Origin of the sequence: Pseudomonas sp. EL_65y_Pfl2_R95 (assembly GCF_963971045.1) — a bacterium.
Lineage (GTDB): Bacteria > Pseudomonadota > Gammaproteobacteria > Pseudomonadales > Pseudomonadaceae > Aquipseudomonas.
Genome location: NZ_CAXAOV010000001.1, coordinates 107,563 through 122,361, shown reverse-complemented (window position 1 = coordinate 122,361; position 14,799 = coordinate 107,563). Strand labels below are relative to the sequence as shown.

The 14,799-nt window shown below is 57.1% G+C and carries 12 protein-coding genes; 10 read left to right on the top strand and 2 right to left on the bottom strand.

Features of this window, described 5'->3' with window-relative positions; all coding sequences use genetic code 11:
• Nucleotides 1-56: 56 nt before the first annotated feature.
• Nucleotides 57-1,190, bottom strand: a complete 1,134-nt coding sequence (locus AACY09_RS00535; protein WP_339485453.1) for an aminotransferase class V-fold PLP-dependent enzyme — start codon at nucleotides 1,188-1,190, stop codon at nucleotides 57-59.
• Nucleotides 1,191-1,265: 75 nt separating this feature from the next.
• Here AACY09_RS00535 and AACY09_RS00530 point away from each other — a divergent pair, with 75 nt between their 5' ends.
• Nucleotides 1,266-1,913, top strand: a complete 648-nt coding sequence (locus AACY09_RS00530) for a TetR/AcrR family transcriptional regulator (protein ID WP_339485452.1) — start codon at nucleotides 1,266-1,268, stop codon at nucleotides 1,911-1,913.
• A gap of 158 nt (nucleotides 1,914-2,071) precedes the next feature.
• Here the strand turns inward: AACY09_RS00530 and AACY09_RS00525 are convergent, their stop codons facing one another.
• Entirely contained in the window at nucleotides 2,072-4,705 is a 2,634-nt protein-coding gene (locus AACY09_RS00525; protein WP_339485451.1) for a LuxR C-terminal-related transcriptional regulator, read from the bottom strand.
• Nucleotides 4,706-4,820: 115 nt separating this feature from the next.
• Between AACY09_RS00525 and AACY09_RS00520 the strand changes: the two genes are divergently transcribed.
• From AACY09_RS00520 to AACY09_RS00480, 9 genes are all read left to right on the top strand, one after another.
• Nucleotides 4,821-6,053, top strand: coding sequence for an acyl-CoA dehydrogenase family protein (locus AACY09_RS00520; RefSeq protein ID WP_339485450.1), 1,233 nt, complete (start codon nucleotides 4,821-4,823; stop codon nucleotides 6,051-6,053).
• 10 nt (nucleotides 6,054-6,063) lie between these two features.
• Nucleotides 6,064-7,308 (top strand): thiolase family protein, encoded by a 1,245-nt coding sequence (locus tag AACY09_RS00515; protein ID WP_339485449.1) that lies wholly within the window; start codon nucleotides 6,064-6,066, stop codon nucleotides 7,306-7,308.
• Complete coding sequence (locus tag AACY09_RS00510; protein ID WP_339485447.1) at nucleotides 7,305-8,909, top strand: AMP-binding protein; 1,605 nt, start codon at nucleotides 7,305-7,307, stop codon at nucleotides 8,907-8,909. Before AACY09_RS00515 ends, AACY09_RS00510 begins: the two co-directional genes overlap by 4 nt.
• 35 nt (nucleotides 8,910-8,944) lie before the next feature.
• A complete protein-coding gene (locus AACY09_RS00505; protein ID WP_339485446.1) occupies nucleotides 8,945-10,072 on the top strand; it encodes a saccharopine dehydrogenase family protein in 1,128 nt (375 codons plus the stop codon).
• Between the two features lie 11 nt (nucleotides 10,073-10,083).
• Nucleotides 10,084-10,902, top strand: a complete 819-nt coding sequence (locus tag AACY09_RS00500) for a glucose 1-dehydrogenase (protein WP_339485445.1) — start codon at nucleotides 10,084-10,086, stop codon at nucleotides 10,900-10,902.
• A gap of 14 nt (nucleotides 10,903-10,916) precedes the next feature.
• Nucleotides 10,917-11,288: a hypothetical protein gene (locus tag AACY09_RS00495; RefSeq protein WP_339485444.1), complete on the top strand. Its 372-nt coding sequence runs from the start codon at nucleotides 10,917-10,919 to the stop codon at nucleotides 11,286-11,288.
• A gap of 32 nt (nucleotides 11,289-11,320) precedes the next feature.
• Nucleotides 11,321-12,265 carry an NmrA family NAD(P)-binding protein gene (locus tag AACY09_RS00490; RefSeq protein ID WP_339485442.1) on the top strand — a complete coding sequence of 315 codons (945 nt, stop codon included), beginning with the start codon at nucleotides 11,321-11,323 and terminating at the stop codon, nucleotides 12,263-12,265.
• A 42-nt stretch (nucleotides 12,266-12,307) separates the two neighbouring features.
• Nucleotides 12,308-13,081: a glucose 1-dehydrogenase gene (locus tag AACY09_RS00485; protein ID WP_339485441.1), complete on the top strand. Its 774-nt coding sequence runs from the start codon at nucleotides 12,308-12,310 to the stop codon at nucleotides 13,079-13,081.
• 121 nt (nucleotides 13,082-13,202) lie between these two features.
• Complete coding sequence (locus tag AACY09_RS00480; protein ID WP_445323779.1) at nucleotides 13,203-14,750, top strand: DUF1254 domain-containing protein; 1,548 nt, start codon at nucleotides 13,203-13,205, stop codon at nucleotides 14,748-14,750.
• The last annotated feature ends 49 nt before the right edge of the window (nucleotides 14,751-14,799 follow it).

The following is a 14,799-nucleotide window of genomic DNA, read 5'->3' as shown; positions in this document are numbered from 1 at the left end:
CGATCGTCCAGTAGGTTCTTAAACGTATTTGGAATACCTCACCAACTGCTCAGTTCTCAGCCGCTGCTGGCTTGGCGTATAAGGCGTAAAGTCGACTCAATGACCTCAGGTTCCGTATAAAAGTGTGGCGAGAGGCGAATACCCTTACCCCGTCGTGCGCAGACTAAATTGTTCTGCTTGAGGTGCTCGAACAGCGCCTCAGTATTCCAGCTATCGAGGGTGAAGTTGATAATGCCCGCCCGCCGCTCTGGATTCAGCGGGCTGTGCAGGTTAGCCCCGTTAATTCGGCCCAGCTCAGTGGTCAGATGCAGCACGCGCGCTTCGAGTGCCTTGCCCACGGCATCCATACCCACCTCTTCAAGTAGCGACAGGCTGGCCTCAAGCGCCATGGTGCCAAGCATGTTGGGGCTGCCGGATTCAAAGCGTACGGCGCTCTTGGCAGGCTCCCAATCGGTGCGCGAGTAATCACCGGCATGCTCAAGCATGTGCCAGCCGTACTCATGAAGGTTGAGCTGGTCACGCAGTTCGTTACGGCAATAAAACAGGCCAAGACCTTCTGGCCCGAGCATCCATTTGTGCCCATCGGCCATGGCGAAGTCGCATTCACTGGCTTGCACATCGAAGGGCAGGGCACCAATGTGCTGTATCGCATCTACGCAGAACAACACGCCACGCTGTTTGCAGCCGTGACCGAGGCGTTGCAGGTTGAGGCGCAAACCGCTGGCAAATTGCACCGCGCTGATAGACAGCAACCGGGTTCGCGGACCACAGGCTTCCAGTAACGCCATTTCAGGGTCATTGTTGGCCAAGTTGACCTGTTTCACCTCGACGCCTTGAGAACTTAAGGCCTCCCAGACAATTTTATTTGAAGGGAATTCTTCGTCGCTGATAACCACCTGGTCACCGGGTTGCCAATCCAGTCCAAAGGCGACGTATGACAGCGCTTGGGATGTGTTTTTGACCAAGGCGATGTCGTCAGTCGAAGGCGCGTTGACCAAGCGGGCCAGGCGTTCGCGCAGCAAATGCTCGGTTGCCAGCCAGTCAGAATAGTTACGAGCGCCCAAGCTGGCGTTCTCATTGGCGAAACGATTTACTGCGTCTACGGCGCGCTTTGGCCAGGGTGAAATGGCGGCATGATTGAGGTAATTGATTGCAGAAAGCTGCTCAAACTCGTAACGAAGTGCGTTCATAGTCGGATGATCCGTGCAATTTGGCGCTATTGAGGCATAATAGTCGGCTTCGATTTTTGACCACTTAGTCCCTTTATGCAGAAAGAACCCCGTAAGGTCCGTGAGTTTCGCCGCCGCGAGCAAGAAATTCTCGACACTTCGCTAAAACTATTCCTTGAGCAAGGCGAAGACAGCGTGACTGTCGAAATGATCGCCGACGCAGTAGGGATCGGTAAAGGCACCATCTACAAACACTTCAAATCCAAGGCTGAGATTTATCTGCGCCTGATGCTCGACTATGAGCGTGACTTGAATGAACTGTTGCACTCGGCCGATGTAGACCGTGATCAGGAAGCCCTGTCACGTGCCTACTTTGAGTTCAGGATGCGCGACCCACAGCGCTATCGTCTGTTTGACCGTCTTGAAGAAAAGGTGGTCAAGGGCAATCAAGTGCCTGAAATGGTCGAGCAACTGCACAAGATCCGCGCCTCAAACTTCGAGCGCCTGACCTTGCTGATCAAGGGCCGGATTGCCGAAGGCAAGCTTGAGGACGTACCGCCATACTTCCATTATTGTGCCGCTTGGGCGTTAGTACACGGTGCGGTTGCCCTGTATCACTCGCCATTCTGGAGCAATGTTCTGGAAGATCAGGAAGGCTTCTTCCAGTTCCTGATGGACATCGGCGTGCGCATGGGTAACAAGCGCAAGCGTGATGGCGAGCACGACGCGTCCAAGCCGTTGTGATCGATTTCAGCCGCATCATCTCTTGGTGCGGCTGTCAGGCTCCCCGGCACGATAACGCTGTCGGGTGCAGCTGAAATGCCCCTGGCATAAGGCATTCAAAAATCCCCAGAACACTTTGAATCCCTCGTCTGTCTGCGCTGTAAAGCAGCGTCCTGTTATTAGGCGCTCGGTTCGCGCAGCATCATCGCCGCCTGGGTACGACTCGATACGCCCAGCTTGAAAAAGATGTTTTTCATATGCGACTTGATGGTTTCTGGGGTGACACCCAGTTGCTTGGCAATTTCTTTATTGGATAGACCGTCAGCCACCAAATTCAAGATTTGCAGCTCCTTGCTGGTCAGCTCGTCGGTGGGGTCGGTCAGGTTTTGCACCTCGCCTTGGATCATGCCCAGCAGTGCGCTGAGTTTTTCGCGCTGGTTACGGGTCAGCGTCGGTTGTGCGCTACAGATATTGAGTTGATTGCACAGGAGCCCGTGGGCCGGGTAGTCGAGCAGTATCTGGCAGGCGCCGCTTTGCTCAATCAACTGACTCGCCTCAAGCAGGCTAGTGCACGCCTGCTCAACTTCTTCAAGAACGGCCACGGCAATTAGCAGTTCGCTCAAGTGGATCGAGGCATTGCAGGTGCGGGCGATTTGTAACTGTTGTTGGAGTTGCGCTGTGTCTGGCAGTTTGGCCGGCGTTTCGCTGGCGGCAATCCAGAGTTGCAGCAGCAATAGCACTCTTTGCCCGGCGTCAATATCGGGGTTGCTTTGCAGAGTCTGTTCTAACTGCTGGGCGCAGGCTGAAGCCTCGGCCATGTTGTGTTCAAGCAGCGCCAATCGTCCACGCTCGAGGAGCATATGGACACTTAGGCGTGGCCAGTTGCGGCTCTGGGCAAGCGCTTCGGCTTCATCCATCTGTGCCCGCGCTGCAAGCGGGTTGCCGTGCAGAATATCCAGGCGGCAGGCAGTGCTGAGTGCGCGGGTGACACAGTCAAGAAAGCCGACTTGCTTGATGATGGTCAGCGACTCGAGGTTGAGCAGCCGTGCTTCTTTGTGCCGGCCTTGTTGATAGCGTATGTAGGACAGCAGTGCGGCTGGCAGTCCACGTAAAACCGGGCTGGCGTGCGGGTCAACACTGCCCATGCCCGGGGTTGCCTGACGGATTGCTTCCTGCAGCAGGGCACCGGCTTGCAGCAGACGCCCTTGATTGGTATCACCAAGCGCTATCAGGCAATGGCGGTAGGCCAGAGTCACCAAGTAGCGCTGGGACTTATGGGGCATGGCCAAGGTGGCGGGCAAACTGTAGAACGCTTGCCAGTCACAGGCTTGCAGGTCGCCAAAGCCGATCACGTTGTGCAGCACGTTGGCAATCCATGGGCGGTCATTGAGGTGCGGCAGGCATTCACGGGCCAGACTGGCACCGGCTGTGCTTTTGTCAGCCAAGGCTAGCAGCATGGCTTTTAGTGCAAGGCATTCCCACTTCAGCTCGCTGTGCTCAAGGTTGGGGCCGAGGGCGCGGCGGGCTGCATCAATCAATTGCAATGAGTGGTCGCTGAGCATCGCGAGGCCAAAGGCCCAAGCCAGCGCAAGTTGCAAGGGGACGGGCGCCTCGATCAAACGGTCATGAAGCCGACGCTGCCAATCGAGTAGCTGGATAAAGTCGCCGTGCTCTACCAGCGGCATTGCGCACTCTGAAATCCAGCGCAGTGCGTCCTGTTCTTCACCCGCTGCGAGCGCACAGCGCACGGCATGGGCCCACATCTTTTGTTCGGCAAACCAATGGGCTGCGCGCACTAAAGCCTGCTGCTGCGCTCCTTGGCGCGTGCGTAGGTGGCGCAGCAGGTGTTCGCGAAACAGCGGGTGCAGGCTGTACCAGGTACCGCTGTCATCCAGGGCATTGATAAACAGCTGTTGCTGCTCAAGCTGCTGGATCAATGCGTGGCCGTCGGTATCCGCGCATAACTCCCCGGCCAGAGTGGCGCTGAACTGCTCGACCACGGACAACGACAGGAGTTGTTCAAGCAAGGGGGCGGGAAGTTGTACCAGCAGGTTATCGAACACCTCGCTCACGCCAAGGCCTGCAGGAATCACCGCCTGGGGCGTCTGGCGCAGCATCAGTTGGCGCGCTCGAAGCCCGGCAATCCAGCCATCGGTTGATTGCTGCAGGCTGTGTGCGGTGCTGGCTTGCAGGGCGCTGTCGCCCGCGATCAATTCGCAGGTTTCTTCAAGCGTGAAGCGTAATTGATTGGAGCCCAGCAATAGCGCTGCATCGCCATACAGCGATTGGCTGAGGGAGGCGGGCAGGTCGCTTCGCCCTGACAAAATAAGGTGCAGATTATCGGGTGCGTAGCGGACCAGAGGCGCCACGGCTGCCTCGAGTATGGCGGGCGGCACGGTATGGCAGTCATCCAGGAACATGTAGCACGGGGCGTCGCATTGCTGCACTTCGTGTACTAGACGGCTGATAAGTTGCTCGCGCGGCATCAGGGCCAGGCTTTGCAGGGTTACGCTGGGGGCTTGCAAGGCGTGTCTGACCGAGGCCGTCATGTATTGCAGCAGCCGTTCCACATCATCGTCGTGCTCATCGAGCGTGAGCCAGGCCACCCTTGCGCCCCCGGCGCGTGCGGTCTCTGCCCAGGTGCTGATCAGGGTGGTTTTGCCAAAGCCAGGAGGCGCCTTGACCAAGGCCAAGGTCGTTTCGCCAATCTGCTGAATCAGTTGATCAAGGCGCGGCCTGGGCAGCGTGTGGCGGGCACGTCGCGGCGGGGCAAGCTTGGTGGTGATCAATGGTTCTGGATGGCTGTGGGTCATTTATTAGATTCATCCGCCCCCCATCAGGGGGATATATCCCGTTTAAGTACTTATCCAAGATCGCTCAATGAAAGCGGAGCCCCCGCTCGACAAAAATTTGGAGAGGACAACAACAATGAGCGGATACCTCCCGCGAGTAGAACTTGAACCCACTGGACTTGAAGTCGGCCTCAGTGAAATGGAGCGGGCGGTTCAGAACAACGTCCGGCGCTTTGCTGAAAAAACCTTAAGGCCCATCGGCCAACAACTGGACAAACTCAGCCCTGAGCAAGTCATCGCCGCCGACTCGCCATTATGGCGTGTGTTCGCCGAATTTTCCCAGCTTGGATTAACCCTGTCGGATATTTTTGCGCTCGAGCCGCAAGAGCAGGCTTCGATGATGAGCCTGGTGTTCGAAGAGTTGGGTTGGGGCGATGGTGGCCTGGCGGTTTCCCTCGGTGCTGCGATGTTGCCCAGTTTGGTAATGCACCTGATGGGTCGCCAGGATCTGCTTGAACGCTATGCGGACCGTCCTCTTGGCTGCTGGGGTATTACCGAGCCTGACCACGGTTCAGACATGCTCGACGCCAGTGGACATGCCCGACACCCGAATGTCGGCGTGGGTCGCCTGAGTTGCTATGCGCGTATCGAGGGTGACGAAATTGTGGTCAACGGGCAGAAATCTGCCTGGGTATCCAACGGGCCGATCGCTCAGGTCTGTGCATTGTTCTGCGGTTTGGATGATGGTTCCGGTGAGGACAAACGTTGCGTCGTGCTGGTGCCAATGGACGCCCAAGGTGTCAGCCGTGGCCAGCCGTTGGACAAAATGGGCCAGCGGGCACTCCCGCAGGGCGAGGTCTACTTCGATGAGGTGCGCATCCCCCGTGACCATTTGTTGGCTGGCCCCGAGGATTATCAACGCGCAGAGCAGGGCATTCTTGCTGAAGCCAATGCCCTGATGGGGTTGATCTGGACCGGGGTTGCCCGTGCCGCCTATGAGCTGGCCTATGACTACGCGCATGAGCGTAAGCAGGGCGGCGTAGCCATTATTCAGCACCAGAGTGTGCGCGCGCGTTTGTTCCATATGTTTGCCCGGGTCGAAGGGGCTCGGGCCTTGGCTCAGCGCGTTATTCGCTACAACTGTGTGGCGCCGGCCCCTGCGCTGCAAGGCTCGATTGCCTCGAAAATCACGGTGACCCAAACCGCGTTCGATGTCGCCTCCATGGCTATCCAACTGCACGGTGGCAACGGCGTTACCCGTGAGTATCCGGTCGAGAAGCTGTTGCGCGACGCGCGCTCATCGATGATCGAAGACGGTTGCAACGACATGCTCGCCATCAAGGGCGGCACTTTGATTTCTCGCGTTTGAGGCACAGTTTATGAAGATGAATGCTTATGTAGCTGGCGTTGGCATGGTGCCGTTTGGCAAACACCTGGATAAAACGCTCAAGAGTCTGGCTGGCCAGGCCATTGAGCTGGCCTTGGCGGATGCCGGGGTCGATAAGTCTGCCTTGCAGGCGGCCTGGATGGGCAACGCGGCAGCCGGTGTCGTCACCGGTCAGGAAATGATTCGCGGCCAGGTGGTGTTGCGCGCAATGGGCATCGGCAAGATTCCGGTGGTCAATGTCGAGAACGCTTGCGCGTCATCCTCCACGGCGTTTCAACAAGCCTGTGCGATGGTCACTGCCGGGCTGTATGACATTGTGCTGGTCTGTGGTTACGAGAAGCTGTTTCACGAGGATAAATCCCGCAGTCTCGGTGCGTTTTCCAGTGCCGTCGATGTTGAAGATCCGGACGGCGCAATCAATGTGGTGAAAAAGTTGGCTGAGGCTGCAGGTGAGCCTTTTGATGCGCAGGGCGCTGGCCAAAGCCGCTCGGTGTTTATGGACATCTACGCAATGATGGCCAAGAAGCACATGAAAAACTATGGCACTCGTGTTGAGCATTTTGCAATGGTCGCGGCGAAAAACTCGTTCCACGGGAGCCTCAATCCACGGGCGCAATTTCGTGATGTGCTGACCGTTGAGCAGGTGTTGCAGGCGCGACCTATCGTTGATCCCTTAACCCTGCCGATGTGTTCACCCATTGGTGACGGCGCGGCCGCAGTGATTCTGGTGAGTGAGCGTAAAGCCCGGCAGATGGGCTTACGCAACCCTGTGCGGGTGGCATCTTCGGCATTGGTTTCCGGTTGGGATTTCGAAGATCCAGACGACAGTGTTGGCGCCTTTGCTGCCGAGCAGGCCTATGCTGCCGCGGGCCTGGGTCCGGAGGATCTGTCCTGCGTTGAATTGCATGACGCCTCTGCACCCTCTGAGATTCAGGCCTATGAATACCTTGGCCTCTGTGGTCGTGGTCAGGGCAGCGAGTTAATCGAGTCGGGCGCTACCCGTCTGGGCGGACGTGTGCCGGTCAACACATCTGGCGGTTTGTTGCGCAAAGGACATCCGGTCGGCGCCAGTGGTTGTGCGCAAATTGTCGAGTTGACCGAGCAGCTGCAAGGTCGTGTCGGCGGGCGTCAGGTTGACGGGGCCCGTGTGGGCCTGGCGCATAACGGCGGTGGTGCCATTGGCCTGGATGCCGCCGCGACAGTGGTGAGTATTCTGGTGCGGGAGGACTTTTCATGAGTGCTCTGAGTGAGTTGCACCTCACTGGCCTGATCGGCAACCGTGCGGATCAGCAGCCGGATTTTCCGGTGCTGACCGTTGAGAATGCGGGCCGTAGCCCCTTACAAACGCGCACCTATGCTGAGCTCTGGCGCAACGGTCATCGTTTGGCGTGGGGCCTGAGCAAACTAGGTTTGAAACCGGGCGATAGCTTTGCCCTGTTAATGGCAAACCATGCTGAGTTTGTCGACGCGATGTTGGCCGCTGCAATCACCGGCACGGTATTTGTGCCCATCGATCCGCGGGCCAAGGGCGACAAGCTGGCGTTCTTCCTCAACCATGCCCATTGCCGTGGCGTGATCGTGGCCGATTACGCCCTGGCCAATCTGCAGGATGTACGGCAACAGCTGGAAACCGTCGACTGGGTGGTTGGCCTGGCGTCTGGCGAGGCAGCCAGCGCCGCACCGTGGCCAGAAAATGTTCGCTGTTATCAGCAACTGCAAGAGGACGCCGAAGGGTTGCACCCTCTGGCCGAGCAAAATCCTGAAGCGCCGATGCAGTTGATCTTTACCTCTGGCACCACGGGCGATCCCAAAGGGATTGTCATGACCCACGGCCGCTATTGCCAAACGGCATTGCTGACGCGTCAGGTTTTCGGTTATCGCGACGACGACCGACCTTACTCTGGGCTGTCGCTGACTCACGCCAATGCGCAACTGGTTACTCTGGGTGCTTCGCTGGCGCTGGGGCTGTCTTGCGTGCTGTCGCGACGCTTCAGTAAATCACGCTTGTGGGATATCTGCCGCGAATATGGTTGCACCAGCTTCACCTTGCTGGGCGGCATGACCACCGCTTTGTATGCCGAGCCGCCGAAAGCTGACGATGCCGACAACCCCGTACGGTTTGTCGTGTCGGCGGGTATGCCAAAGGCCATCTGGAGTGAGTTCGAACAGCGTTTCGGTCTGCAACTTCTGGAGTTCTACGGCGCTGCTGAAGGCGGCTTGACCGTGAAACCCATTGGTACTGGTCCTATCGGCAGCATCGGGAAGCCCGTGCCGAGCTTGCGCCATCGCATCGTCGACGCTGACGGCAATGACTGCGCCCGGGGTGAGCCGGGTGAGTTGTTATTCAAGCCGATTGATGGCAGCCCATTCAAAGTCGAGTATTTCGCCAATCCGCTCGCATCGGCCAAGAAGTGCGCCGATGGCTGGTTGCATATGGGCGATGTGGTCAGCGAAGACGCAGAGGGTTGGTTGTTTTTCCACTATCGCCAAGGCAGTGGCATTCGCCGTAACGGCGATTTTATCAACACTGCATTTATCGAAAAAGTCGTGGCCGAGTGCCCAGCAGTGGATGACGCCTACATCTATGGTATCGCCTCTGCAAACGGGGTGGCGGGCGAGCGAGATGTGGTCGCCGCCGTGGTACCCAAAGACATCAATGACTTTGATGTACAGCAGGTATTTAAGCGCTGCCGCAAGCAGCTGGAAGCCAACTCTGTGCCCAGCTATGTGCAGGTGCTGACGCAAATTCCCAAAACAGCTTCTGAAAAGCCCCAGGAGCGCTTTCTTGTTGAAGCGCTTGCAAGTGACCCCGTGAGTGTTCACCGCGAAGTGCGCTGAACCGCATCATTCTAATTACAAGAGAGGAACCCTTCATGACTCAAGCACCTAAAGTTCTCATCTATGGCGGCAGCGGCTACACCGGCAAACTCATCGCCGAAGCATTGGCCCGCCGCGAGATTCCGTTCTATTTCGCCGGCCGCACCCGCGCCAAGTTGGAGGCCGCGCTGAAAATCGTCGAAGAGCGCCGTGGCAGTCCAGTCAATGCAGAGATTGTTACTGCCAACAATACCGTTGAAGAGTTGCTGCCGCTGTTGCGTGAGGTCGACGTTGTGATCAATGTGGCTGGGCCGTTTATGCAAATCGCCTGGCCGGTGGTGGAAGCCTGTTTAGAGGCCGGCTGTCATTATATGGACACCACGGGTGAACAGGATTGGACAGCTGCCATCGCCGATAAATTCGGCGACGCCTTCGCTGCCAAGCAATTGCTGCTGGCTCCGGCTACCTCGTTTATGTGGGCCTCAGGCGCCATGGCGGCTGAAGTGGTATTGGAAAACCCGGAAATCGACAGCCTGGATATTCTCTACCAGATCGATAACGGTTTGCCGTCGGAAGCATCGACCAAGTCATTTCTGCGGATGGCCTGCAACGACACCTCCCAGTATTACTTGGAGCAAAAGCAGCTCAAGGCCTGGCCAAATGATGTGGCCTACGACGTGCAAGTGCCGTATCGCAACGCCAAGTTGCGTGCATTGCCTTGGGGTGGTGCCTGCGAGCCTATCTGGTTCAGCAAGGATGAGCGGGTGCTCAATTGCAAAGTGCTGACCGCGATTGGTGAACATTTGGTCGACGGTGTACTGGCGGCGATTAATGCATTCAACGCTGTGGCGCCGAGCCTCAGCCAAGAGGAGCGCGAAGCCTGGACCAACCAGATGGGCGACCAGATGGACACCGGCGAGCCGCCAAAAGATGATCTTGATGTGCAGCGTGGCGTGATTGTAGTGCACGGCCAAGGCCGCCAAACGACCAGCACTTACGTGATGAACTTGTCGGCAGCCTACAGCTGGACCGGTGAAATCTGCGCTGAGTCAGCCGAGCGACTGCTCAACGGCCAATTGAAAAATGCTGGCTTCCAATCTTCAGCCAAGGCCTTCGGTCACCGTGAACTGATCAGCGCCTTCCACAAACTGGGTTATTGCAGCGCGCTGCCAGACGCTAAGTAAGGGCATTGAGAATGACGAACTATTTAGAGCAAACACGTCTGGACGGCAAGGTTGCGTTGGTCAGTGGCGCTGCTCGCGGGCTGGGCGCTGAAATTGCAGAAGCACTGCTGCAAGCCGGTGCCTCTGTGATGCTCAGCGATGTGCTGAGTGATCTCGGCGCTGAAACCGCTGCCCGTTTGGCAGCTGCTCACGACGGCCGTGCGGCGTTTTTCAAGCACGATGTGACCCAAGAGAATGATTGGGCTGCAGTGGTAGAGGCAACAATCAAACAATTTGGCCGCCTTGATGTCCTGGTCAATAACGCCGGCATTGAAACCGCTGCGTTGGTGACTGACTGCGAGCTGGCGGATTTTCAGCGCACCATGTCGATCAACGTCGACGGGGTGTTTCTCGGTATCAAGCACGCCCTGCGTGCTATGCGTCCGGGCGGTAGTGCAGGGCAAGGCGGCTCGATCATTAACCTGTCGTCAGTTGCAGGGCTGGTTGGCATGCCGACATTAACCGCCTACTGCACCTCCAAGGGCGCCGTGCGGTTAATGAGCAAGGCTGCTGCAGTCGAAGCCGCCAAGTTGGGTTATGGCGTGCGGATCAACTCGGTTCATCCCGCCATTATCAAGACGGATATGGGCGCCAATGTGGTGAAGAACGTGGCACGCCTTGGCTTGGCGCCTGATGAAGCCAGCGCTGATGCTTATGTTGAATCCCTGCACCCTCTGGGGTACGGCCAGCCGCGTGACGTGGCGTCAGCCGTGCTGTTCCTTGCCAGTCCTGCGTCGGCGTGGATGACCGGTTCTGAGTTGGTGGTTGATGGCGGCGCTTCGGCGGCCTAGGCGAGGACAACTTGATGTCACACCGCAGCCTCTACCTCAGTGCAGCACTGTTTAACGGATTAGTTGGGCTGGGCCTGCTTTTCGCCCTGACGCCGCTGTTGCCGTTATTGCAGTTGGCGCCTATGACTGGCGCAGCGCAGCTGTTTGTCGATCTGTTTGCCGTGTTGGTATGCGGCTTTGGCATTGCGTACTACCTGCTGGCAATCGACTTTGAGCGTTACCGGGTGCTCGCTGCACTTGGCGCAGGTGCCAAGCTCGCGGTGGTCGCCCTGGTGCTCTGTTATTACCTAGCCGGGCATATTGCCTGGCCATTGCTGGCGCTTTCAGGTGGCGACTTTATTTATGCCTTGGTGTTTATCGGCACCCTGCGCAAACCAACGGCTTAGGCAGGCACGTCTGCAAATTCGGGAGTCTAACAATGAAAAAGACCGTAACCCTGTATGGCGCCACTGGTGTGGCCGGTAGCGCCTGCGTTGATGAAATGCTGGATCAAGGGCTGTTCAATATTCGCGTTCTGGTGCGCCAAGGCCAGGACCGCGACCGCTCGACCATGGGTGCCCGTGGTGAAGCAGAAAAGCAGCAGCTCTACACTCGCTGGCGCGACAGCGGTGTGGAGTTTGTCGAAGCCGATATCGCTTCCCATGCCTCCTTGATTCCAGCGCTCAAGGGCACAGATTATCTGGTGTCTTGTGCGCCGTATGCGGCCACCGAAAGCCAATATGCGTTGATTTATGCCGCGCGTGAAGCGGGTGTGGAGCGCTTTGTTCCCTCTGAATTTGGCTTTATCTATGAGTGGGAGCAATTCTGGCCCACCGAGACCGAGCACCGTGCGATGGCTCGGCAAAAGGCTTTTATCCGCCGGATGATCGAACTGGCTGGGCTCGACTACACCATCATCCCAGCGGGACTCTGGCCGGAGTACTACTTGCTCGAACCGGTTGCCGTCATGGGCGATGGCAACACCAAGTTTTCATGGTCAACCGGACGCGATGTCGGGCGCATCATTCCTCACGTGCTGGCTCACCCAGCCTCGCGCAATGCAGTCTGCCCGGTCGCGGCCACTGCTTACTGCACATGGAATGAGCTGCTCGCCGAGCGCGAACGTCTGCTAGGTCGCAGTGTGGAGCGCAACTATCTGGATGCAGCGCAGTGGCAAACCGCCTATGCCGCTCAGTCTCCCGGTCCGCTCAAAACGGTGATGGCCATTGGTGTAGCAGCTACTCAGTTCCCTGAAGGCATGCCGCTGTGGGCCAACTGGAATGGCTTGTACCTGCCTGACTTCAAAGGCACCCCGCTTGATCAGTTATTCCCCAATTATATTGAACCCTTCACCGCCGCCATGAAGGCGAGCCTGAATCTCTAGTGCATCGCGGCCGCGAAAAGCGTGCCGCAAAGGGAGCTGTTGATGAAACGTTTGAATAACCAAGTGTGTCTTGTCACGGGTGCTGCCAACGGTATTGGCTTAGCCACTGCCGAGCGCTTTTTGCAGGAGGGTGCGATCGTCATCCTGACTGATGTGGATGTTGCCAACGGCCAGAAGCAGGTTGAGCGCTTGCGTGGTGAAGGCTTCAATGCGCACTTTATTGAGCAGGATGTTAGCCAGGAGGCGTCATGGACGCAGACCTTGGCTCAGGTGCGCGAGTCTTGGGGCGCGCTGGATGTGTTGGTCAATAACGCTGGCGTCGCCGTGCTGGCAGATGTCGAGAGTTTGACCCTGGAGCAGTGGCGCAAGACCAATGCGGTGAATCTTGACGGTGTTTTTCTGGGCACTCAGCAGGGCATCGCAATGATGAAAGGCCGTGGCGGCTCGATCATCAATGTCGCCTCGATCGAAGGCATCATCGGTGAACCCTTGGTGCCTGCATACAACGCCAGCAAGGGTGGTGTGCGCATCTTCACCCGCTCTGCAGCGGCACACTGCGCGCGCAAGGGCTACAACATCCGCATCAACAATGTGTGTCCCGGCTATGTTGCAACGCCCATGATAAGTGGTGGATTGGTCGATCTACCCAGCGAGCAAGCCCAAGCGTTCCAGGCTTATCTGGGCCAACGTATTCCGATGGGCCGTTTGGCTGAGGCCGCCGAAATTGCATCCGCTATCGCCTTTCTCGCCAGTTCAGACGCGAGTTATATGACGGGCAGCGACATGGTCGTCGATGGCGGTTATCTGGCGCAGTAGAGGCTTACGCCCCAATGAAACTTTATGGGTTTCAACTGTACCAATTCAGAGGTACTACACTGCATGTGTTTTGAGCTGTTGCAGCTAAACACCTGCATTTACCAGGAGTGGTTGAATGAACATGGACACGCGCATAAGCAAACTTAAACTTATCGCGGTGGCGTGCGGCATGCTATGTGCCGTTCAAGCAAGCGCCGCCTCAACTGACCTACAACGCTTGCAGGCGTTGGCGCAGCAACCTTTCGTTAAAGATTATCCCACCGAGCAAACCAGTCGCACGCTTGAGCAGGAGCTGTTCTTTCAGCGTGCTGTGCAGGTTTATCACTGGGCATTGCCTGCTGTAAATATGTACGCGATGAAAGAGGGGGCCGAGAAAAATTACGGCGCGGGTTACAACGTATTGAGTATCTGGAAGAAACGCCTCGATGCCAAGACGCTGATTCTGACGCCGAACTCAGACGTGATCTACGGTGTGGGTTTTCTCGATCTAGCCAAAGATGGGGCGATGGTGGTTGAAGCACCGCCAGGCTTGCAGGCATTAATTGATGATTTTTGGCACCGGCCAATTCAAGGCCCGACCATTGAGGGTCACACCTATTTCGCTGATATTGGCTTGCCCGGACCCGACAAGGGTAAAGGTGGCAAGTACCTGATACTGCCGCCAGGCTACAAGGGTGAAATCCCCGATGGCTACTTTGTGTATCGCAGTGAAACCAATGGGGTTTTTCTGTTCTTGCGCAGTTTCTTCAAAGACCCGAAAAATCTTGAACCTGCAGTCAGCAGTATGGAACAGATCAAGGTCTATCCACTGGCCAAGCAGAAATCTGCCAGCGCCATGGAATTTCCTGATGCTTCGGGCGTAGCAGCCAACCTGTTGCCGCCGGGTGACGGGCATTATTTCGATATTCTTAATCGCTTTATCCAAGGCGAGGTGGTCGACCCTGAAGACCACTACATGCGCGGCATGGCCGCTGCCATCGGCATCGTCAAAGGCCAGCCATTCAAACCCAGCGAAGAGCAGCGCCAACTGCTGGATCTGGCCGCTAAGACAGCCTGGAAGATGGCCAAGGTCGTCGCTTTTGACCAATTTGAGAAACAGCCCAAGGCCAAATGGTATGCCGACCGTCAGTGGCTAGCGCATGTGCGCAATGGCGGCGACGACTTTGCTCAATCGAGCGTCAATTTCAATTACGAAGTTGAGGGCGAGCACTACACCGACCTTGATGCTCAGGTGCATATGTTTATCAATGCCTACTCAATGAGTCCGGGCATGATGACCTCGATCCCCGGTGTGGGGGCTAAATACCTGGAAGGTGCCAAGGACGCTAGCGGCCAGTTCTTGGTCGGCGATAACACCTACAGTCTGACATTGCCTAAAGGCATCCCGGCTAAGTTGTTTTGGTCGGTCACCGCGTATGACGCCACTACCGGCTCTGGCCTGGCTAACGGCCAGCCATTTCCGTCAATTGGCTCGCGTGACAATGTCAAGGCCAATGACGATGGCTCGGTCACGCTGTATTTCGGCCCCGAGGCGCCTGAAGGCAAAGAGACCAACTGGGTGAAGACAGTACCTGGCAAGGGCTGGTTCTCGTTGTTGCGCCTGTATGGCCCTGAAAAGCCGTTCTTCGATAAGGCGTGGATTCCGGGCGACTTCGAAAAAATGCAGTGACGCGCACCTAAATCCTCCGGCCGGTGATGCATCCGGCCTGTTGCTTGGT